19 protein-coding genes and 2 pseudogenes are annotated in these 22,854 nt (G+C 34.1%); 16 read left to right on the top strand and 5 right to left on the bottom strand.

Going from position 1 to position 22,854, the window contains the following annotated elements:
• Positions 1-16 precede the first annotated feature (16 nt).
• The 3 genes from A6J68_RS09415 to rsmI are packed head-to-tail and all read left to right on the top strand — an operon-like array spanning position 17 to position 2,105.
• Positions 17-880: a DNA polymerase III subunit delta' gene (locus A6J68_RS09415; protein WP_000364562.1), complete on the top strand. Its 864-nt coding sequence runs from the start codon at positions 17-19 to the stop codon at positions 878-880.
• A gap of 29 nt (positions 881-909) precedes the next feature.
• Positions 910-1,236 carry a DNA replication initiation control protein YabA gene (gene yabA, locus A6J68_RS09410; protein ID WP_000358198.1) on the top strand — a complete coding sequence of 109 codons (327 nt, stop codon included), beginning with the start codon at positions 910-912 and terminating at the stop codon, positions 1,234-1,236.
• The gene (gene rsmI / locus A6J68_RS09405; protein WP_000425856.1) at positions 1,236-2,105 is read left to right on the top strand and encodes a 16S rRNA (cytidine(1402)-2'-O)-methyltransferase; all 870 of its coding nucleotides are present in this window, start codon (positions 1,236-1,238) and stop codon (positions 2,103-2,105) included. Before yabA ends, rsmI begins: the two co-directional genes overlap by 1 nt.
• Before the next feature lie 269 nt (positions 2,106-2,374).
• Here the strand turns inward: rsmI and A6J68_RS09390 are convergent, their stop codons facing one another.
• Positions 2,375-3,010 carry a copper homeostasis protein CutC gene (locus A6J68_RS09390; RefSeq protein ID WP_000603277.1) on the bottom strand — a complete coding sequence of 212 codons (636 nt, stop codon included), beginning with the start codon at positions 3,008-3,010 and terminating at the stop codon, positions 2,375-2,377.
• Between the two features lie 132 nt (positions 3,011-3,142).
• Between A6J68_RS09390 and serC the strand changes: the two genes are divergently transcribed.
• The 5 genes and pseudogenes from serC to A6J68_RS09365 all read left to right on the top strand — a co-directional run bounded on the left by serC (position 3,143) and on the right by A6J68_RS09365 (position 6,962).
• A complete protein-coding gene (gene serC / locus A6J68_RS09385; RefSeq protein WP_000587955.1) occupies positions 3,143-4,234 on the top strand; it encodes a 3-phosphoserine/phosphohydroxythreonine transaminase in 1,092 nt (363 codons plus the stop codon).
• 67 nt (positions 4,235-4,301) lie between these two features.
• Positions 4,302-4,850, top strand: coding sequence for an acetyltransferase (locus A6J68_RS09380; protein WP_001167085.1), 549 nt, complete (start codon positions 4,302-4,304; stop codon positions 4,848-4,850).
• 72 nt (positions 4,851-4,922) lie between these two features.
• Positions 4,923-6,073: pseudogene (locus A6J68_RS09375) on the top strand (3-phosphoglycerate dehydrogenase family protein).
• 54 nt (positions 6,074-6,127) lie between these two features.
• Complete coding sequence (locus A6J68_RS09370; protein ID WP_000966772.1) at positions 6,128-6,604, top strand: methylated-DNA--[protein]-cysteine S-methyltransferase; 477 nt, start codon at positions 6,128-6,130, stop codon at positions 6,602-6,604.
• 1 nt (position 6,605) lies between these two features.
• On the top strand, positions 6,606-6,962 hold the full coding sequence (locus A6J68_RS09365; RefSeq protein ID WP_000287943.1) for an arsenate reductase family protein: 357 nt from the start codon (positions 6,606-6,608) through the stop codon (positions 6,960-6,962).
• 39 nt (positions 6,963-7,001) lie between these two features.
• Here A6J68_RS09365 and A6J68_RS09360 read toward each other — a convergent pair whose 3' ends face one another.
• From A6J68_RS09360 to A6J68_RS09350, 3 genes are all read right to left on the bottom strand, one after another.
• Entirely contained in the window at positions 7,002-7,829 is an 828-nt protein-coding gene (locus A6J68_RS09360; RefSeq protein WP_000767484.1) for an exodeoxyribonuclease III, read from the bottom strand.
• 76 nt (positions 7,830-7,905) lie between these two features.
• Positions 7,906-8,748: an alpha/beta hydrolase gene (locus A6J68_RS09355; RefSeq protein ID WP_000735436.1), complete on the bottom strand. Its 843-nt coding sequence runs from the start codon at positions 8,746-8,748 to the stop codon at positions 7,906-7,908.
• Positions 8,732-9,949, bottom strand: a complete 1,218-nt coding sequence (locus A6J68_RS09350; RefSeq protein WP_000556343.1) for a PTS sugar transporter subunit IIC — start codon at positions 9,947-9,949, stop codon at positions 8,732-8,734. Before A6J68_RS09350 ends, A6J68_RS09355 begins: the two co-directional genes overlap by 17 nt.
• 335 nt (positions 9,950-10,284) lie before the next feature.
• Here A6J68_RS09350 and A6J68_RS09340 point away from each other — a divergent pair, with 335 nt between their 5' ends.
• Positions 10,285-10,980: a YoaK family protein gene (locus A6J68_RS09340; protein ID WP_000039372.1), complete on the top strand. Its 696-nt coding sequence runs from the start codon at positions 10,285-10,287 to the stop codon at positions 10,978-10,980.
• A gap of 157 nt (positions 10,981-11,137) precedes the next feature.
• Here A6J68_RS09340 and tehB read toward each other — a convergent pair whose 3' ends face one another.
• Positions 11,138-12,013, bottom strand: coding sequence for an SAM-dependent methyltransferase TehB (gene tehB, locus A6J68_RS09335; RefSeq protein WP_000248364.1), 876 nt, complete (start codon positions 12,011-12,013; stop codon positions 11,138-11,140).
• 142 nt (positions 12,014-12,155) lie between these two features.
• Here tehB and metG point away from each other — a divergent pair, with 142 nt between their 5' ends.
• The 7 genes and pseudogenes from metG to A6J68_RS09300 all read left to right on the top strand — a co-directional run bounded on the left by metG (position 12,156) and on the right by A6J68_RS09300 (position 22,627).
• Entirely contained in the window at positions 12,156-14,153 is a 1,998-nt protein-coding gene (metG, locus tag A6J68_RS09330) for a methionine--tRNA ligase (RefSeq protein ID WP_000136751.1), read from the top strand.
• A 195-nt stretch (positions 14,154-14,348) separates the two neighbouring features.
• On the top strand, positions 14,349-15,686 hold the full coding sequence (brnQ, locus tag A6J68_RS09325; RefSeq protein WP_000239244.1) for a branched-chain amino acid transport system II carrier protein: 1,338 nt from the start codon (positions 14,349-14,351) through the stop codon (positions 15,684-15,686).
• A gap of 445 nt (positions 15,687-16,131) precedes the next feature.
• Positions 16,132-16,743 (top strand): polyphosphate polymerase domain-containing protein, encoded by a 612-nt coding sequence (locus A6J68_RS09320; protein WP_000171288.1) that lies wholly within the window; start codon positions 16,132-16,134, stop codon positions 16,741-16,743.
• Positions 16,744-16,793: 50 nt separating this feature from the next.
• On the top strand, positions 16,794-17,471 hold the full coding sequence (locus tag A6J68_RS09315) for a DUF4956 domain-containing protein (RefSeq protein WP_000654037.1): 678 nt from the start codon (positions 16,794-16,796) through the stop codon (positions 17,469-17,471).
• On the top strand, positions 17,464-18,909 hold the full coding sequence (locus tag A6J68_RS09310; RefSeq protein WP_000533131.1) for a CotH kinase family protein: 1,446 nt from the start codon (positions 17,464-17,466) through the stop codon (positions 18,907-18,909). Before A6J68_RS09315 ends, A6J68_RS09310 begins: the two co-directional genes overlap by 8 nt.
• A 6-nt stretch (positions 18,910-18,915) precedes the next feature.
• The gene (locus A6J68_RS09305; RefSeq protein WP_000760436.1) at positions 18,916-21,075 is read left to right on the top strand and encodes a hypothetical protein; all 2,160 of its coding nucleotides are present in this window, start codon (positions 18,916-18,918) and stop codon (positions 21,073-21,075) included.
• Between the two features lie 139 nt (positions 21,076-21,214).
• Positions 21,215-22,627, top strand: a pseudogene (locus tag A6J68_RS09300) (glycosyltransferase family 2 protein).
• The last annotated feature ends 227 nt before the right edge of the window (positions 22,628-22,854 follow it).

Raw genomic sequence — 22,854 nt, 5'->3', positions numbered from 1 at the left:
AGGAAGTACAAAGGTCATGGATTTAAAGCGAACACAACCCAAATTGCTAGAAAAGTTTAATACTATTTTACAGTCAGATAGGATGAGTCATGCCTATCTTTTTTCGGGAAATTTTGCAAGTCTAGATATGGCACTTTATTTAGCACAAAGTCAGTTCTGTGAAAAGCGCCAGAGTGGTTTACCATGTCAAGAGTGTAGAGCCTGTCGTTTAATCGCTAATGGGGAATTTTCAGATGTTAAAATCATAGAACCACAGGGGCAACTTATTAAGATAGAGACTATAAAAGAGCTGACTAAAGATTTTTCAAGATCAGGTTTCGAAGGGAAATCACAGGTCTTTATCATCAAATATTGCGAAAAAATGCATGTCAATGCAGCCAACAGTCTTTTGAAATTTATTGAAGAACCTCAAAGTTCATCTTATGTCATCTTATTGACTAATGATGAAAACAATGTTTTGCCAACAATTAAGAGTAGAACGCAAATTTTTCGTTTTCCAAAACAATTGGACATGTTGGTTCATCAAGCTGAACAAGCAGGATTGCTAAAATCACAAGCTAGCTTATTAGCTCAAGTAGCAGACGATCCTAAACATTTAGAAATATTGTTGACTAACAAAAAGTTATTAGATTACTTGAATTTAAGTCAACAGTTTGTGACGACTTTGGCAAAAGATAGGCAAACTGCTTATTTAGAAGTATCTCGCTTGACATCGCAAGTTGTAGATAAAAATGATCAGGCATTTGTTTTTCAATGGCTGACAATAATGCTGGCTAAAGAAGGCCAACTTTATGATTTAGAAAATACTTATAGAGCTCAGCAAATGTGGAAGAGTAATGTTAGTTTTCAAAATAGTTTAGAGTATATGGTGCTTTCTTAGAAAATAATACGCGCAGAGAGGAAGAGTGAATGGATAAAAAAGACTTGTTTGATGCCTTTGATGATTTTTCACAAAATTTATTAGTTGGGTTGTCTGAAATTGAGACTATGAAAAAACAAATCCAAAAATTATTGGAGGAGAATACTGTTCTACGCATTGAAAATGGTAAACTTCGTGAGCGTCTGAGCGTTATTGAAGCAGAAACAGAAACTGCAGTTAAAAATTCTAAACAAGGAAGAGAATTACTCGAAGGCATTTACAATGATGGCTTTCACATTTGTAATACTTTCTATGGTCAACGTCGTGAAAATGACGAAGAATGTGCTTTTTGTATTGAATTATTATATAGAGATTGATGGAAATGCAAGTTCAAAAAAGTTTTAAATCAAATATACATTACGGAACACTCTATCTAGTCCCAACTCCAATTGGTAATCTAGATGATATGACTTTTCGTGCCATTAGGATTTTAAGAGAAGTTGATTTTATTTGTGCAGAGGATACACGAAATACGGGACTTTTACTCAAGCACTTTGATATTACTACTAAACAAATTAGTTTTCACGAACACAATGCTTACGATAAAATCTCTGGGTTAATTGATTTGTTAAAAGAAGGGAAATCTTTAGCCCAAGTATCTGATGCAGGAATGCCCTCTATTTCTGACCCAGGACATGACCTTGTCAAGGCTGCTATTGAAGGGGATATCCCAGTTGTATCTATACCAGGAGCTAGCGCTGGTATTACTGCTCTCATCGCTTCAGGTTTAGCTCCACAACCTCATATTTTTTATGGCTTCTTACCACGTAAGAAAGGTCAACAAATAACTTTCTTTGAAACAAAGCAAGATTACCCTGAAACACAAATCTTTTATGAGTCACCGTTTCGAGTCTCTGATACGCTAAAACACATGAAAGAGATTTACGGAGATCGCCAAGTTGTTTTAGTACGCGAATTGACGAAACTCTATGAAGAGTATCAAAGAGGAACCATTAGTCAACTTTTAGAGCATATTGAAAAGGTCCCTCTCAAAGGTGAATGCTTAATTATTGTTGATGGTAAGAGAGATACCGAGCGAGTGAAAGACAGTAGCCAACAAGATCCACTAGTATTAGTAAAAGAATATATCGCTAATGGTGATAAAACTAATCAAGCGATAAAAAAAGTAGCAAAAGAATTTAATCTCAATAGACAAGAACTCTATGCTAGTTTCCATGATTTATAAGTAATAATATAAAAAGGTTGCCAAAGAAAAATTTGGCAACCTTTTATAATCTCCGATTTAGCTATTGGAATAAAGAAGTAAGATACTTCCAATTTCCTTAAAATTTTTAATTTCAGCTCTTTTGAATACCATTGCAAATTGGATTTTATTTCTGAGAGTAGGTTATAAAAGATGGTATGCTCTTATTCCGGTTCTTTCAGGTTTTACAAAACATGAGAGAACTTAGTAGTAAATATACTAAAGAAACTTATAGCCCTGTTTCGAATTTTTTATTGAGTTATTCTAGTACCATGGGCTTGTTTAACCCCAGTTTCTTGGCAAATATATTGATAGTTTTCAGCAGTCACACCGCCGCCAACCATAATTTCAATACGATTATTAGCATATTCAACTAATGCTTTGATATGTTTGATATTTTCTATAATTGGTTCGCCATTAGATGAACCATGTAGGAGAATCCTTGTAAAGCCTAAAGCAACTAATTGATCTATTGATTTTTTTTGGTCAGATTTCGGGATAACATCAAATGCCATATGAAAAACAAGTGGCAAACCTTGGGTAGCAGGTAGAAGTTGTTCAATGGCTTCAGTATCAATATGATTATTTGAAGTTAATATTCCCAAAACAAGAGCATCTGATTCTAACTCAACAGCACGTAGGATATCCTCTTCCATAATACGTAATTCTAAATCATTGTATACAAAATTTCCTCCACGGGGACGAATCATAACAGCGACACTAATACCTTTTTCATGTAAATATTGATTAGCTTCTTTGATAACACCGTAGCTAGGAGTAGTGCCTCCGACAGCAAGGTTATCACAAAGCTCGACACGTGAAATAATAGCTTTATCTAATCTGGTTAAGTCTGTTAAATTCTCTGCACAAAATTCCCTCAAAATCATAAATTACTCCTTTAAACTTGATTGTTCGCCTTTACCATTATATCACGAATAAAAAGCAAAATTAATCAAAAAAATCTTTACAATATTCAAAATACTGTGCTATAATCTTACACAATTATATGGAGGTGTTATATGATAATTTATAATTTTTCTGCAGGTCCTGCAGTCTTACCAAAACCAGTGCTTGTAAAAGCCCAATCTGAACTCCTTAATTATCAAGGGTCTAGTATGAGTGTTTTGGAGGTATCGCACCGCTCCAAAGAGTTTGATGATATTATCAAAGGTGCTGAGCGTTACTTAAGAGATTTGATGGGAATTCCGGATAATTATAAAGTAATCTTTTTACAAGGTGGTGCATCCTTACAGTTTAGTATGATTCCCTTGAATATTACCAGAGGGCGTAAAGCTTACTATCATGTTGCTGGTTCGTGGGGGAAAAAAGCTTATACAGAGGCTGTAAAACTATCAAAAACAATTCCTTTTGAACCAATTCTATTAGCTTCATCAGAAGAATCAGTTTATGATTATATTCCAGAGTTTGATGAAAAAGAGATTGATCCTAAAGCTGCCTATGTTCATGTGACAACAAATAATACCATTGAAGGAACATCGCTTTATGATATTCCTAAAACTAATGGAGTGCCTGTTATTGCGGATATGTCTTCTAATATATTAGCTGTAAAATATAAAGTAGAAGATTTTGCAATGATTTATGCAGGAGCTCAAAAAAATATTGGACCTGCTGGTGTAACGGTAGTTATTATCCGTGAAGATATGATTAATGAGGAACCAACTTTATCATCAATGTTGGATTATAAGGTTCAGTCAGATGCTGGTTCTCTTTATAATACGCCGCCTGCTTACAGTATTTACATTGCTAAATTAGTCTTTGAATGGGTGAAAAGTCTAGGTGGTGTTGATGCTATGGAAAAAGCTAACCGTGAAAAATCAGGACTTCTCTATGATTATATTGATTCCTCAGAATTTTATAGTAATCCTGTCAGAGATAAAAAGAGTCGTTCTCTATGTAACATTCCTTTCATAACTATTAATAAAGATTTAGATGAAAAATTTGTAAAGGAAGCGACAGAACGTGGATTTAAAAATATTAAAGGACATCGTTCGGTAGGTGGTATGAGAGCTAGCCTTTATAATGCCTTTCCTAAACAAGGTGTCATCGAATTAATTGATTTTATGAAAACATTTGAAGCAGAAAATACATAGTAAATGTTATCACGAAAGAAAATTAAACCGTTATTATAGTCTATAATATATAAAAGTGGGTAATATAATGCAAATCAGATTAGCTTTTCCAAATGAAATTGACCAAATTATGCTTCTTATTGAGGAAGCGCGTGCCGAAATTGCTAAAACAGGAAGTGATCAATGGCAAAAAGAAGATGGATACCCTAATCGTAACGATATTATTGATGATATCTTGAACGGTTATGCTTGGGTTGGTATTGAAGATGGGATGCTAGCGACTTATGCGGCTGTCATTGATGGTCATGAAGAGGTTTATGATGCTATTTATGAGGGAAAATGGCTCCATGATAACCATCGCTATCTTACATTTCATCGTATTGCGATCTCAAATCAATTTCGTGGTAGAGGACTAGCACAGACATTCCTTCAAGGGTTAATTGAAGGTCATAAAGGACCTGATTTTCGTTGCGATACTCATGAAAAAAATGTCACTATGCAGCATATTCTAAATAAATTAGGCTATCAATATTGTGGTAAAGTACCTCTAGATGGGGTACGATTGGCTTATCAGAAGATAAAAGAAAAGGGAGAAACGAGCATCTATCGTGAGATTGATGAAAGAAATCCCATGTAAGAAAAAAAGAAAGGGGTTATTTTGGTCAATGATGACTAAAGAGATAACCTTAGTGTCAAAACATTTAATAATATTAATCAAATTGGTTTACAAGAGTTAGGGAATCGTTTCCAGATTGATGGGGATATGTCAGAAAATCCTGATGCCTATATTATTCGTAGTCAAAATTTGCATAATCAGGATTTCCCAAGTAACTTCAAAGCTATTGCTAGGGCGGGTGCAGGAACAAATAATATTCCTATTGAAGAGGCAAGTGCACAGGGAATAGTCGTGTTTAATACCCCAGGTGCAAATGCTAATGCTGTAAAAGAAGCGGTCATTGCTGCCTTATTACTTTCAGCTCGTGATTATTTAGGAGCTAACCGATGGGTTAATACTCTAACTGGAACAGATATTCCCAAACAAATTGAAGCAGGAAAGAAAGCTTTTGCTGGTAATGAAATTGCAGGAAAAAAATTGGGAGTTATCGGCCTTGGTGCCATTGGAGCTAGAATTGCGAATGTGCTAGACGCTTAGGAATGACAGTTCTTGGTTATGATCCCTATATTTCAATTGAAACAGCTTGGAATATTTCAAGCCATGTTCAAAGGGTTAAAGAGATTAAGGATATTTTTGAAACTTGTGACTATATCACAATTCATGTTCCCTTAACAAATGAAACTAAGCATACTTTTGATGCGGAAGCTTTTTCAATCATGAAAAAAGGAACTACGATTATCAACTTTGCTCGTGCAGAATTAGTTAATAACCAAGAGCTATTTGAAGCGATAGAAACTGGTGTTGTCAAGCGCTATATTACTGATTTTGGAGACAAAGAATTATTAAACCAAAAAGGAATTACAGTCTTTCCTCATGTAGGCGGATCAACAGATGAGGCAGAGCTAAATTGTGCTATTATGGCAAGTCAAACCATTCGTTGTTTTATGGAGACAGGAGAAATCACTAATTCAGTTAATTTCCCCAATGTACATCAAATTCAAACCGCACCATTTCGTATTACTTTAATTAACAAGAATGTTCCTAACATTATGGCTAAAATTTCAACTGCTGTATCAGTGTTAGGTATAAATATTGATAACATTATTAACCGTTCAAAGGGTGACTACGCCTACACACTAATAGATTTAGATGAAACGGATAATAACAAGATTTCTACTTTAATTGAAGAATTTGAAGGTGATGAGAATATCGTCCGTGTACGTTTAATTGCAAAACAACAATAAAGAACTAAAAAGTCATGAATTGCTTTTCATGGCTTTTTAAGTTATGCTTATCATATGTTATATCAAGAATTCTATCAGTCCCCTCTTGGAGAAATTCGCCTTCTAGCAGACAATCTAGGTTTATCAGGGCTTTATTTTGTTGGGCAAAAATATGATATGCTAGCAGTCAACCAAGAGGAAATTGTTAATATGTCAAATTCCTATACTTTACTTGGTAAGAAGTGGTTAGATGCTTATTTTTCACAGCAAAATTTACCTAGTATTCCATTATCATTGAGAGGGACAGCATTTCAGACGAGAGTATGGCAGGAATTACAGAAAATCCCTTTTGGAGATACCAAAACTTATGGAGAATTAGCGAAAGAGCTAAATTGTCAATCTGCACAGGCTGTTGGAGGAGCAATAGGTAAAAATCCTATTTCTCTAATTATACCTTGTCACCGTGTTTTAGGAAGATATGGTCAATTAACTGGTTATGCTGGTGGCTTAGAAAGAAAATCTTGGTTATTAGAATACGAAAAGGAAAAATAATATGTATACGTTTTATGAATACCCCAAATGTACCACTTGTCGTTCAGCAAAAAAAGAGTTAACTGAACTCGGCTTGACTTTTGAAGCGATTGATATAAAAAGCAATCCTCCCAAAGCTTCGTTATTAAAAGAATTGTTAGAGAATTCGCCTTATGACCTTAAAAAGTTTTTCAATACTTCAGGAAATTCTTACAGAGAATTAGGCTTAAAAGATAAATTTGATGATTTAACTCTTGACCAAGCTTTGGACTTATTGGCATCGGATGGAATGCTTATTAAGCGTCCATTGCTAGTTAAAGATAATAAAATTCTTCAGATTGGCTACCGTACTAAGTATAAAGACCTCAACTTAGTATAAAAAGATGATTGAGTTATAACTCAATCATCTTTTTTTGGTTTATAGTTCAATCTCCAAAATAATTGGTGTATGATCTTGACGATCACCAGAATGAATCATTTCTGACTTGGTAATTTTATCTGCGACACGGTTACTTGTTAGCCAATAATCAATTCTCCACCCTGTATTGTTGATTTTGGATGTACGACTTCGTTGTGCCCACCAGCTATAAACATTTGGAACATCGCCATGAAGGTAACGAAAAGTATCTGTAAAACCTTTGGCTAGTAGATTTGTAAAGCCTTGGCGCTCTTCAGCTGTGAATCCAGCAGAACGACGATTACTGCTAGGATTAGCTAGGTCTATTTCCTTGTGGGCTACGTTATAGTCACCTGTTGCTAGAACAGGTTTTTGACTATCCAATGTTGCTAAATACTCAGCATATTTAATATCCCATATTTGACGGTCAGCTAAGCGCTTTAGGCCATCACCTGCATTTGGAGTATAGACCTGTGTGATATAGCAGTTTTCCAATTCGAGAGTAATAATGCGACCTTCATTATCCATTGTAGTAGGAGCATCGATTTCAGGGAAGCTAACAATAGGATTTAACCCTTTACGATATAAGAACATTGTACCAGCATAGCCCTTACGAGCAGGTTCGACTGATGATCGCCAAACCAAATCATATTCTGGGAAGTAAGTTTCAAGTACTTCCAAATGTTTTTTAGTAGGTCCTTTGGCAGACAGTTTAGTTTCTTGAATCGCAATGATGTCGGCATCTTCAGCAACTAAAGTATCAATAACTTGGCGTGACATTAAAGCACGTGTTGATTCACTTGTTAATGCCGCATTGAGGGAATCAATATTCCATGAAATGAGTTTCATAATAATATCCTTTTTTATTTAGTTTAATTCGCAATATATTATATCAAAATACCAGAGGCGTTGCTATTCTACAGCTTTAGTGAGGTTTTGGTAATTTACCTTTCTCATTTTTAAGAATTTTTTCTGCGACATATTGGATAACTTCAGGATTATCAGGCAAGTCAGAATGTGTAGCATTATTACCAGTTACTGTTAGTTGGGTATAGTGTTTAGCGGTTTCTTGGAAAATATATTTACCAGTCTCCACACTAGCAAATGGAACAATTTTATCACCATCATATGAATTAGTTCCTGCCAAATTGTATACCATGAGACTTGATGGAATATTTCCTTTATTACTGATTAAATCTTTAAGCATTTGAGTATGATTTGAGGTGTTACTTTCTTCAAAGTTAAAAGGTGTTCCCATTGTTAACAATGATTTCATATCAAATTCATCAGAGTCGTAATAATCTTCTAGGAAAATAGTCCATGATAAGCCACCATTTGAATGACCGATAGCGTTAAAACGTTTAAATTTATATTTCTTCTGAAGATCATTCATAGCAATCTGTAGCCATTTTGTTTGTTTTTTGATGTTACTATAACCATCTTCATTATTTTCAAATCCAATGACAATGTAGGGTTTGTGGTCATTGCCGCTAATTTGTCCATTGTAGATAATGCTATTGTCTTTTTTGACAGTTAACTTTAAAACGCTATGTTTTTCTCCCATTTGGTTGAGCTGTGCTAACATGCTGTTAAATCGTTCTTGAGTAGCACTGGATCCTGGAATTAAAATAGTAGGAGTCATTCGAGAGTTATAGAGTTTTATTTTGTGAGCTGTTACTTTATTGATATAGGACTTACCTAAGATAGTCATTCCTATAAGGATAATAATGAAAAGTACAGGAGGAAGCCATCTAAGTAATTTTTTCATATTGCTCCTCCTTAGCGAAAGCGATTTTGACAAACGGACGATAAATAAAGAAGCCAACAACTAGAATAATTGCAGTGACTGGAAGGTAACGCCAATCCCCATTTGAAGCAAGAAAGCCAAATAGTAGACTAGGTGTACCACTTGGGACAGTATAAACTGCAGGGTCGACAAATTTTAGGTAGAGCATAAGAGCTCCAAAAGCCTCTGCAAAGATAGTTGTTAATACCATCGGAATGAATAATATTGGTTGTAAAATGACAGGTAGACCTACTAAAAATGGTAAATTTTGATCAAAAATAAGAGGAGTTAAGGTCAGTAATGTCAATTTATAGTAATTCTTCGATTGTAGTTTTCTACTTTCATATAAAACTGCTAAAAATAAGGATAATAGGATTCCAATACCGCCAAACATAGCAAAGCTATTTTTAACAGTATAAAAGGTATACAGATAAGGGATTTTATCTGTATGTTGGCTCAAGGCAGCATTTAAATTTTCGCTAACTACTGAAAAATAGGAGTAAGGACGAAATAAAATATCTGGTACAAAAAGACCTGATAAGGTTAGAAAAATAGCTAAGATAGACCAAAGCATAATAGGAATTAATTGATGTGGCCCATCACCCAGCCATTGAGAAAAGTGATTTTGTATAAGGTATTCTAAATCAATATTAGGATAACTATATAAGATATGTGACAAAATAGAAGAGATTAATAGTAGTATAGCTAACATACTATACTGGAAAATATGATGTCGATTTTGAAGCAGTCGAGTTAAAAAGATAAAAAGATACGAAATCAAAGCCAGCATAAGCCAAATGGGTTGGCTAGGATAGTGATAATCTGTACCTGGAACAACTGAAGTTAGAAGCAACCAAACAGTGGCAAAGCCAAGTAAACTTGCAGAAAAACTTTCTTTAGTTTGGTTAGATAAGCCTCTCCATACTAAACTAGCCACAAAATAACTAGCCATAAAGTAGATTAGTAAATGAGATAAATCATAAAGAGTATTGGAAACCGTATATAACCACTCGTTTTTATAAATACTGGACTTTGTTGTTTGAGCTAAAAAAGAATCATCTGATATAACGAGTTTTTGAAGGATTTCAATCCAAGAAAAAATGAGAGCAAAAGGAAAGATATCTTTAAAACTTTTATAAATTAGATAACGGCAATGATGACATTTATAAATAGTGCTGTGCATAATCTGTACTGACCTCCTAATAGGTTGTATTTATTGTAACAAATGTTAAGAATGGTGCAAGTTTTTTGGTAGTAAAATTAAAAGTAACTAATTAAACTTCAAATTAAGGGTAAATGACTTATGAGATTTTCTTTATCCTTTCATAAAGTGAGATTGCTTCAATGCTGAGGCTATGATATACTAAAACTACATTTATCATTGCTTAATAATTTATTTAGAACTGTTAGGCTAGCTAGTGCTAATATTAATACTATTTTAAACCAATCTATTAGAAAAAAAGTGCTGAGCAAGATTGCCCAGTCTTATTTTTGTTTGCCATAAAGTTAGAGGAAAATATGTCTAAAAAGTCTCACCGTCAATATCAAATATATGAAGGGCTCAGGTGTGCGGTTGCACTCTGTTTTATTTCAGGTTATATCAATGCTTTTACTTATGTAACACAAGGAAAACGTTTTGCAGGTGTACAAACAGGGAATTTGTTATCTTTTGCTATTCATCTTAGTAATAAGCATTATAGTCAAGCGCTTGCTTTTTTGCTACCTATAATGGTTTTCATGTTAGGTCAATCGTTTACTTATTTCATGAATCGTTGGGCGAATAAACATCAACTGCACTGGTACCTATTATCTAGTTTTGCGTTGACACAGGTTGCTATAGTAACAATTATATTGACTCCTTTCTTACCATCGTCGTTTACTGTGGCAGGACTAGCCTTCTTTGCTTCAATACAAGTAGATACCTTTAAATCGCTCAGAGGAGCACCTTATGCTAATATGATGATGACTGGTAATATCAAGAATGCTGCTTATTTATTAACAAAGGGACTTTACGAAAAAAATTCTGATATTTTCTTAATTGCTAGAAATACGATTATTATTATTGGAGGATTTATCTTTGGTGTTGTTTGCTCGACTTATTTTTCAAGTAAACTGGGCGAATGGAGCTTATCATTAATATTAATTCCTCTTTTATATGTCAACTTGCTGTTAGGCCATGAATTTTATAACCTACAAGTAGAAAGGCACTCCTAATGTATGGCGTTTTATGTTGAAGAGCCATACTAAAGCTGATTGTTACAATAATGATTTGAAATATCATCTCTATATATTTTATAGGATAATTATGTATGGGTTTAGAATATACTTATTACCTAACCAAAGATAAAAGTGAGTAGATTTCTACTCACTTTTATGATCTTAATTTTCGAGCTAATAAAGTCGCAAACTGTAATTTTAAGCGATTACCGTTTTCATCCACCCTGTGCAATTCACCTAAATTTTCATTATATTTGATGATTTCCCAGTCATTGTAATAAGATTTCAATTGTCCTTCTTTGAAGGTAAAAGGGAATGGAAGCGGGCAAGGATTTTCAGCGGTATCCATAGCAGAAACGATAAGATTGTATCCTCCAATCTGAGTATGTGATTGCATTTGTAAAATAATATCAGAAATGCAGTCGGGATTTAAAAACATAAATACCACAGTTGATAAAATAAAATCATAGTGCCCTTCAATAGCAGCAGTATTAATATCATACCTTTTTATATTGTAAGGAAGCTCTTCTTCTAATGCCATATTTTCTAAAGCTACAAGGCTCTGTCCGTTTGAATCGACAGAAGTCACTTGATGTCCCAGCAGCGATAAATAAAGTGAGTTTCGCCCTTGACCACACCCAAGGTCTAATATATTACTCTTCTCAGATAAGAGAGGTGCACTGGCGATAACCTCAGAATGTGTGCGCGTGAGACCATATTTTTTATGGAAGTAATCTTCTTTTTGGCAGTAAAAAGTTAGATAGCAACTTAAGTCTGGACTATTCGGCGAAACTTTATGCCAGACTTGTGGATCAACAAAAGGAATATCACTACTAGCATCAAAAATATGCCGCGAGATTTCCTCTCCATCAGGAGATAACTGGTAAAATACTAAAGAACCACTTAGAATGGTTAGTTTTGCCCAGGTGCCTTCCTTAGTATTATGCTTTTCTAAAAATGCCTTTGGAATAGACTGTGCAGTCCAAACCGGCATAGTTTTGTAGGGGAGAAGTGTTTTTGTATTAACCATATATTAACTCTCTATTTTTAATACCTTTATTATAGCAAAAGTAGATATATTATTCAGAGATATATCCAGTTGAAAAAGATTTTATGTTATAATGTATCATGATAAAAAACACCTCTCATTAGGGTGGCTTATAGGAGAAATCATGACAGAAAAAAAATCATTTTACATTACTACCCCAATTTATTACCCATCAGGTAAATTGCACATCGGTTCTGCCTATACAACGATAGCATGTGATGTTTTGGCACGTTACAAACGCATGATGGGCTTTGATGTTCAGTATTTGACTGGTCTTGATGAGCATGGTCAGAAAATTCAACAAAAGGCTGAAGAAGCAGGCATTACACCACAGGAATATGTTGATGGCATGGCTGAAAGTGTCAAAACATTATGGGAACTTTTAGATATTTCCTATGACAAATTCATCCGTACAACAGATACTTACCATGAAGAAGCGGTTGCTAAAATTTTTGAACAATTGTTGGCACAAGGGGACATCTATCTTGATGAGTATACCGGATGGTATTCTGTTTCAGATGAAGAATTTTTTACTGAAAGCCAATTAGCAGAAGTTTATCGTGACGAAAACGGTAATATGATTGGTGGTGTTGCGCCATCTGGTCATGAAGTTGAAAAAGTTTCTGAAGAATCTTATTTCTTCCGCATGAGCAAATATGCAGATCGTTTAAAAGCGTACTACGCTGAGCATCCAGAATTTATTCAGCCAGATGGTCGTATGAATGAAATGCTTAAAAACTTTATAGAACCAGGTTTAGAAGATTTAGCAGTGTCTCGTACAACTTACACATGGGGAGTTCAGGTACCATCAAATCCAAAACATGTTATTTATGTCTGGATTGATGCTTTGATGAACTATATTTCTGCTCTTGGTTATGGTTGGTCTGACGATCTCAGTCAATATCATAAATTTTGGCCAGCAGACATTCATATGATTGGTAAAGATATTCTTCGTTTCCACTCTATTTATTGGCCTATCATGTTGATGGCGCTGGATTTGCCATTACCAAAACGTCTAGTTGCTCATGGTTGGTTTGTGATGCAAGATGGTAAAATGTCTAAATCAAAAGGGAATGTCGTTTATCCAGAAATGTTAGTAGAGCGTTTTGGTCTTGATCCACTCCGTTATTATCTCATGCGTTCATTGCCTGTTGGTTCAGACGGAACTTTTACGCCAGAAGATTATGTTGGACGTATTAACTATGAACTTGCTAATGATTTAGGAAACCTTCTCAACCGCACTATTGCTATGGTTAACAAGTATTTCGATGGAGAAGTACCAAGGTTTGCTGTTGCAACTGACTTTGATGCCGATTTAGCTTCTGTTGCGACAGATAGTATTGAAAACTATCATAAACAAATGGAAGCGGTGGATTTCCCACGTGCCCTTGAAGCTGTATGGAATCTTATTTCACGAACTAACAAATATATTGATGAAACAGCACCGTGGGTACTTGCAAAAGACGAAACAGATCGTGATAAGTTAGCAGCTGTAATGAGTCATTTAGTTGCTAGTCTACGTGTTGTTGCTCACCTCATTCAACCGTTCATGATGGAAACTTCCGATGCCATTATGGAACAACTTGGTTTAGGGGCAACATTCGATCTTGAAAAATTGACTTTTGCTGATCTACCAGAAGGTGTTCGAGTTGTTGCAAAAGGTTCACCAATTTTCCCAAGGTTGGATATGGAAGACGAAATTACTTATATCAAAGAACAAATGAATGCTGGAAAAGCACCAGTGGAAAAGGAGTGGGTTCCTGAAGAAGTTGAATTGACATCAAGCAAAGGTCAAATCAAGTTTGAGGATTTTGACGCTGTTGAAATCCGCGTTGCAGAAGTAATTGAAGTTGAGAAAGTGGAAGGTTCTGATAAACTTCTTCGTTTCCGTCTAGATGCTGGTGATGAGGGCCATCGTCAAATCTTATCAGGGATTGCAAAATTTTACCCAAATGAACAAGAGTTAGTAGGGAAAAAACTCCAAATTGTTGCTAACCTCAAACCACGTAAAATGATGAAAAAATATGTCAGTCAAGGCATGATTCTCTCAGCAGAACATGATGGTAAATTGACAGTGTTGACGGTCGATTCAGCAGTGGCAAATGGATCAATTATTGGTTAATCGAAAAGAGCATTATGCTCTTTTTTTGTTTTCAAGAAAAAAGTGACTGAATAGTTGGAAAATTATGAAAATGACCTAGAATTTATTTTTATTTTTGATATAATAAAAGACATCGATTCTAAGCATTTAGATAGAATTTGATAAGGAGAATTTATGGAAAGGGTGTAAATAGATTATTTACACTAATGGTTGCTTATGGTAAAAAAAGGCTTTTTAACGGGATTACTCTTATTTGGTATCTTCTTTGGTGCAGGGAACCTCATTTTTCCACCAGCATTAGGTGTAGCATCTGGACAAGATTTCTGGCCAGCGATTTTAGGATTTTGTTTGTCAGGAGTTGGATTAGCTATTATTACCCTCCTACTAGGCACACTAACTAATGGTGGTTATAAGACAGAGATGTCGGAAAAATTTAGTCCGTGGTTTTCTTTAACATTTTTAGTTATACTCTACCTAACTATTGGTCCACTTTTTGCTATTCCTAGAACAGCAACGGTTTCTTTTGAAATTGGGGTTGCTCCAATTGTAGGGCATAGTCCGATTGCTCTTTTGTGTTTTACAGCCTGTTTTTTTGCTGCAGCTTATTATCTCGCTATTAGACCAAATGGTATATTAGATAGTGTTGGAAAAATCTTAACGCCTGTTTTTGCCTTTTTAATTCTCTCTTTGGTTGTTGTTGGAGCTATTGCTTATGGAAACTTGGAGAGTGCTAAGGCGAGTGCTGACTATGCAGGAAAAGCGTTTGGAAGTGGTGTCTTAGCAGGCTATAATACACTTGATGCACTTGCAGCAGTTGCTTTTTGTCTAGTAGCAACAGAAACGCTTAAAAAGTTTGGTTTTAAAACTAAAAAAGAATATTTATCAACCATTTGGATTGTTGGAATTGTTACTAGTTTAGCATTTAGTATTTTATATATTGGCTTAGGTTTTTTAGGGAATAAGTTTCCTGTCCCAGCTGATATTTTAGCTGACCCAAATGTTAATAAAGGAGCTTATGTATTATCACAAGCATCTTATAAATTATTTGGAAATTTTGGTCGTTATTTCTTGAGTATTATGGTAACATTGACATGCTTTACAACAACAGTTGGGCTTATTGTGTCAGTATCTGAATTTTTTGATAAGAACTTTCGTTTTGGGAATTATAAATTATTTGCTACTGTTTTTACTTTGATTGGCTTTTTAATTGCTAATCTTGGTTTAAATGCTGTAATTACTTTTTCAGTTCCTGTGCTAACTTTATTGTATCCGATTGTTATTGTTATTGTCTTAATTATTTTGATTAATAAGTGGTTGCCGCTTTCAAAAAAGGGAATGTCTTTGACAATTGGTCTTGTCACTTTAGTGTCGTTTGTTGAGGTTCTAGCGGGACAATGGCAAGAAAAAACATTAACTCAGTTAGTTGGATTCCTCCCCTTTCATACTATTTCAATGGGGTGGCTAGTTCCAATGTTGATTGGTATAGTATTTTCTTTGGTGCTGTCAGATAAACAAAAAGGCCAAGCATTTGATTTAGAGAAATTTGAAGGATAGCACTATTTCAATTTTATAGATATGTCAAAAAGGTTAAAACTTAGTTTTAGCCTTTTTTATATCAGATTTTTTTAAATGATATATAGATTGCAGTAAGGTGTGATTAAACTAAGATATAAACACTTTTTAAAAATTATTTTATAACAGCTGTGGATTGAAAATATACATTTTTTTCTAGGTTTAAATGAGCGTAACAATCATATTTATAGTATAAAAATAAAGTTTAAAATGCCTTCGTATAAAAAATATACATTATATATTTTCCTGTTGACAAGGTGTATAATTTCTGATATATTTATTTTTGCTTAATTTATTGTTAATATTTATATATAAATTAATATTTAATTAAACAGAGGTGAGTGATGAACGAAGTTCTTAGACAGGAAAAAAATATTTAATATCACTTGAAGATTACTATCTTTTATCTAAGAAATTTTCCCAAGTAATGACGCTCGATTCGCATAGTTCAGACGACGGCTATACTATCCGTTCGCTATACTTTGATTCTTTAGAAGATGTTGATTGGCAAGAAAAGGAAGATGGTGTTGAGATACGAAGAAAGATTCGTTTGCGCAATTATGGTAGTCAAAGCAATTTTGCGAAATTAGAAATGAAACAAAAACAAGGTGCTAATCAAAAAAAGCGCTCTCTAAAATTAAGCAAGACAGATGCTCAAGCGCTGATTAATGGTAACAATAGTGTTTTATTAAATTATCCGGATACATTTGCTGCGGAGTGTTATTCAAGGATAACAACGCAACTTTATCAACCTAAAACGGTTATTGAGTACCAAAGAAAAGCTTTTGTTGCTAAGGAAAACAATATCCGAATCACCTTTGACCACCATATAATAGGTACAGAGGCTAGTTATGATATTTTCTCAGAGGATTTAAATCAAAATTATTTATTAGATCCTTATCTTGTTATTTTAGAAGTTAAATATAATGGATTTTTATTGTCTTATATTAAAGAACTCTTAGATTCGGTAGATAGAAGTGAACTTTCAGCGAGTAAGTATTGTTTAGGAAGAGCTGTTAGTAAACATTATCGTTTTTAGTGAAAAAGTATATACGTTAATTATTATTAAATGTGAGAGGATAACAAAAAATGAAAGACCTATTACGAAATAGTCTAGAGCAAAGTGGAAATTTAAGTTTTCAAGATATGATTTTACATATTCTTGTAGCAGCTTTATTGAGTGTAGTTATTTATGTTTCCTATGCTTATACGCATAGTGGAACTGCCTATAGTAAAAAGTTTAATGTTTCATTAATGACATTGACGGTCTTGACTGCAACAGTAATGACCGTTATTGGTAATAATGTAGCCTTGTCATTGGGTATGGTCGGTGCCTTGTCAGTTGTTCGTTTTAGGACAGCCATAAAAGATTCAAGAGATACAGTTTATATTTTTTGGACCATAGTTGTTGGTATCTGTTGTGGTGTCGGTGACTATGTGGTAGCTGCATTAGGAAGTAGCGTTATCTTTATCTTATTATGGGTTATGGGACGTGTTAAAAACGAGAATCGTATGTTATTGATTGTGAAGTGCGATAGAACACTAGAAGTTGATTTAGAAGGAATTTTCTTCCAATATTTTGACGGAAAAGCTGTTCAGCGTGTTAAAAATTCAACAACTAATACTATTGAAATGATTTTCGAAATCTCTAGAAAAGATTACGATAAGCAACTCCATGTAGATAATCAGTTAACTGAAAAAGTGTACCAATTGGGAAATATTGATTATTTCAACATTGTTAGCCAAAGCGACGAAATCAATGGGTAGACTTATGAGAGGGAAGGTTATTTACGGCACAACCCTTATAGGTCTTTTTCTATTCTTATTTTTCTATTTTTGGATTCCTAAGCATCACATCGAGAGAATACATCATCATCGTATAAAGCAGGTAGATGCGAAGAGTGATTTAACAGGATTTAAAACCCATTTGCCCATTATCAGCATTGATACAAAGCAACAAGTTATTCCTCTTGTTACAAAAGAAGGCGGAAAATATGTCAAAGCTAGGGATAATATTAATGTTGATATCGAATTACGGGATTCTCCAAGTAGATCACATCATTTATCAGAAAAGCCGAGAATTAGGACAAAAGGGTTAATATCATATAGAGGAAATTCCTCTCGTTACTTTGATAAGAAGTCATTGAAAGTTAAGTTTGTTACTAATAAGTTAAAGGAAAAGAAGCATCGATTAGCAGGAATGCCTAAAGAATCGGAGTGGGTATTGCATGGTCCCTTTCTAGACAGAACATTATTAAGAAATTATCTGAGTTATAATATTGCTGGTGAGATTATGTCCTATGCCCCAAACGTTCGCTACTGTGAGTTATTTGTCAATGGTGAGTATCAGGGAGTATATCTAGCAGTTGAGAATATCGAACAAGGTGAGCAACGAGTTCCCATTGAAAAAAGTGATAAAAAGTTGCATAAAACACCTTATATCGTTGCTTGGGATCGTGAACATAAGGCAAAGCAAAAGTTAGATAACTATGTACATTATACACACCAGTCTGGTATCTCAGCTCTTGATGTGAAATATCCAGGTAAACAAAGATTGACATCAAAACAATTAGAGTTTATTAATAAGGACATCAATCATATTGAAAAAGTCCTTTATTCTTATGATTTTTCACAATATCCTAAATATATTGATAGAGAATCATTTGCAAATTATTTTGTCATCAATGAATTTTTTAGAAATGTGGATGCGGGTAAATTTTCAACCTATCTATATAAAGATCTTCGTGATAGAGCAAAACTAGTAGTTTGGGATTTTAATAATGCTTTTGATAATCAAATTGAAGGACGTGTTGATGAGGCAGATTTTACCTTGACGGATGCACCGTGGTTCAATATGCTCATTAAGGACAAAGCATTTATAGACCTGGTTGTTCATCGCTATAAAGAATTACGAAAGGGAGTTCTAGCGACAGAATATTTATCTAATTACATAGACGAGACAAGGCATTTTTTAGATCCAGCTATTGATCGAAATTATAAAAAATGGGGCTATGTCTTTGATTTAAAGAATACTGATCCAAGGAATTATTTGATTCCTACTGAACGCAATGTGACAAGTTATCACAAATCAGTAGAACAATTAAAAGATTTTATCAAAAAGCGTGGCAGATGGATGGATAGAAATATTGAGACCTTGTATCAATATAGTGCACCATCGAAAAATACTAATACTTTACTGGAGTAGAACATTATGAAAAAATATCTAAGTATTGTAGCCCTTTTAACTATTTTGTTTAGCTCTATTTATTATTTGTATTACTTTGATGGTAGTTTGTATTTACCAAAGGGCTTATTAAAAGAAAATACAAGAACTAACTTTGTTGTTAAAGGTGATACTGTACTTCACAAGCCCACCAATAAACCTTTTGTTGTTAAAGGAGTAGACGTTGAGTCTTCCTTAGCGGGTTATCATCACAACGATTTTCCTATTACTCAAAAAACGTATCGTGAATGGTTCCATTTAATTTCCAACATGGGGGCAAATACTGTAAGAGTCAAGGTACCGATGAATGTTGCATTTTACGATGCCTTATATCACCACAACAAAGAATCAAAGAGGCCACTGTATTTGTTGCAAGGAATACGTATAGATTCTTATCGCAATAATGCTTCTATAACAGCTTTTAATGATAATTATAGGGGGTATTTAAAACGAGAAGCAAAAGGCGTTGTGGATATTCTCCATGGGCGTAAGCAAGTATGGAATACTGATTTTGGTAGCCGTCATTATCATTATGATCTTAGTCCTTGGGTACTTGGTTATGTCGTAGGGGATGATTGGAATAGTGGTACTGTCGCTTATACTAATCATCAAGAGAAAAAAACGCAATATAAAGGACGTTATTTTAAAACTTCTGTGGCAGCTAATCCATTTGAGGTCATGCTAGCTCAAGTAATGGATGAATTGACACATTATGAGACAGCTAAATATGGTTGGCAACATTTGATTAGTTTTTCAAACTCACCAACAACAGACCCTTTTCATTATCGAAAACCATTTGAGGCACAGGCTCCTAAATACGTACAACTAAATGTAGAAAATATTCAAGCTAATTCAAATGTTAAAGCAGGTATGTTTGCAGCATATAAAGCTATTGATTTCCATCCTCGATACAAGGATTATCTATTATTTGATAAAGAGAATATCAGTAAAGAAGATAGACAAAAGATTAAAGAACTTTCTTTGTCACAGGGATACGTTAAACTGCTAAATGCTTATCACAAAATCCCTGTTCTAGTCACGGGTTATGGCTATTCGACAGCGAGAGGTATTGCCCAAAAAGAAATTGATAAACGTCCTCTGCCGATTAATGAAAAAGAACAAGGTCAGCGTTTACTAGAAGATTATGAATCTTTTATATCATCCGGTAGTTTTGGAGCGACTATCAATGCATGGCAAGACGATTGGAATGCAAGGGCGTGGAATACATCTTTCGCCACAAATAAACATAGTCAATTCCTATGGGGGGATGCACAAGTATTTAATCAAGGTTATGGTTTATTAGGCTTTAAAAACGCAAAACATCATTATCAAGTTGATGGTAAAAGAGGCAAAGGAGAGTGGAAACATCCTCTGATGACTAGTGCAACAGGAGATGACTTATATGCTAGCAGTGATGAAAGCTATCTCTACCTTGCGATTAAAACAAAACCTGAAAAACTAAAAGAAAAACGATTATTACCAATAGATATTACACCAAAATCTGGTAGTAGAAAAATGAATGGTAGTAAGGTCACATTTTCTAAATCTAGTGACTTTGTATTGTCTATTGATCCAAATGGCAAGTCTGAATTATTTGTCCAAGAGCGCTATAATGCCTTAAAAGCGAACTATCTTCGACAGCTTAACGGTAAAGATTTTTATGCTTTCCCACCAAAGAAGAACAGTAGTAATTTTGAGCAGATAAATATGGTATTGAGAAATACAAAGATTGTTGAAGACATGGAAAAAGTAAAAGCAACAGAGAGGTTCTTACCAACTCATCCTACTGGTCTTCTCAAAACAGGAACAACTGATAGGCACCAAAAAACATTTGATTCACAAACAGATATTTCGTTTGGAAAGGACTTTATAGAGGTCAGAATTCCGTGGCAGTTGTTGAATTTTTCTGATCCATCATCTCAAAAAATTCACGATGATTACTTTAAACATTATGGTGTGAAGGAGTTAGAAATTGAGAGCATTGCTTTAGGATTAGGTGCTAATAGCAAAGAAAACACACTGATAAAGATGGCAGATTATCGTTTGAAAAATTGGGAGAGACCCGATACCAAAACCTTTTTAAAAGACTCCTATTATAGTATTAAGAAAGAATGGTCTAAAGAAAGAGAGAGAACATATGGTACATAATATTTTATATTTTTACATTTTGATTTGCTTAGCAATTATTGTTTTTAACATTCACTATATCTTAAGACAACGATTAGATAAGCTTAGTTGGCTTCGTATTCGGAAAAAGGATATAAATATCAAATAAAGGGGATTTTCTATGGCATTATTTTTTACCTTCCTAAAGGTATCTCAAGTCATTTTCTTAGTATTATTGATTGCCTATGCCAGCTTTTTAGTGATTTCATTAGTCATTGGAGGTGTTCATCTCTATGAAAAAAATGAGCGCAAAAAAAGTTTAACTAGAAATAAAGAAAAAATTCCAATTTCAATTATTGTACCAGCCTATAATGAATCAACAACCATTGTGAGTTCGATTGATTCGTTATTGCACCTTGATTATGAAGCGTATGAAATTATCGTTGTGGATGACGGTTCCAGTGACAATACTTCAGATGTTCTCAAGGAAGAGTTTGCATTAATGAAAATCTCGAATACGATTGATTCAATTATTGCTACTCAAACTTGTAAAGATGTCTTTCAGAGACAGGTTGGTAAGGTTAAACTGACACTCATTGTTAAAGAAAATGGTGGCAAAGGGGATGCCTTAAATATGGGGATCAATGCTGCTAATTACGATTATTTTCTATGTCTAGATGCAGATTCTATGTTGCAGGTAGATTCTTTGAGTCAAATTAGCAAATCCATACAGGTAGATCCGACGGTTATAGCAGTGGGAGGGCTTGTCCAAGTTGCCCAAGGTGTTAAGATTGAGCAGGGGAAAGTAGCATCTTATCGTTTGCCTTGGAGAATTATTCCTTGTGCACAAGCACTTGAGTATGATTCATCATTTTTAGGAGCTCGAATCTTTTTAGACTATTTAAGAGCTAATTTAATTATTTCGGGGGCTTTCGGTCTTTTTAAGAAAGACCTTGTTAAAGCGGTGGGAGGATATGACACCCAGACTCTAGGAGAAGATATGGAGTTGGTGATGAAATTACATTTCTTCTGTCGTAATAATAATATTCCTTATCGTATTTGTTATGAAACAGATGCTGTTTGTTGGAGTCAAGCACCAACGAATTTAGGGGATTTACGTAAACAGAGACGCCGATGGTATCTTGGCTTGTACTAATGTTTAAAAAAATATAAAAGTATTTTTGCCAATTATCGCTTTGGAGCTGTAGGATCAATTTCTTATATTTACTATATTTTATTTGAATTACTGACCCCTTTTATAGAATGTTTTGGTATTGTCATTATATTTTTGTCCTTATTATTTAATCAATTAAACATCCCATTCTTTATATCATTGGTGAGCCTTTATATCTTTTACTGTGTTTTAATTACATTAAGCTCTTTCTTACACCGTATTTATTCTCAGCAACTAGTAATAGGAATTTTAGATATTGTTAAAGTATTTTATATTGCTGTTTTTAGGTATCTTATCCTACATCCTGTATTAACTTTTGTTAAGGTTGCAAGTGTTATTGGCTATAAAAATAAAAAAATGGTTTGGGGGCATATTACGAGAGAGAAACAAATGAAGGATTTTGAAACAAGTGTTACTTAGAAGTTATAGCGATTCATATATATAAAATAATCACTAAAAGAGCGTAATTATCTACGCTCTTTTAGTGATTATCAATAATTGGCCTAATCTGAGGTTAATGTTTAAAACCATCTAAAATTTTAGAAATATAATGATAAATGAGAACCAGAACTGTTCAAAATAAAAATTAATATCACGAAAATGGTATAATTGGAGTAGTTATCAGGCAGTTAATAATAATTTTTGAA

It is taken from the genome of Streptococcus sp. 'group B', from assembly GCF_002073795.1.
Lineage (GTDB): Bacteria > Bacillota > Bacilli > Lactobacillales > Streptococcaceae > Streptococcus > Streptococcus agalactiae.
The sequence above is the reverse complement of the archived record's forward strand: the minus strand, read 5'-3'. Positions and strand labels throughout refer to the sequence as shown.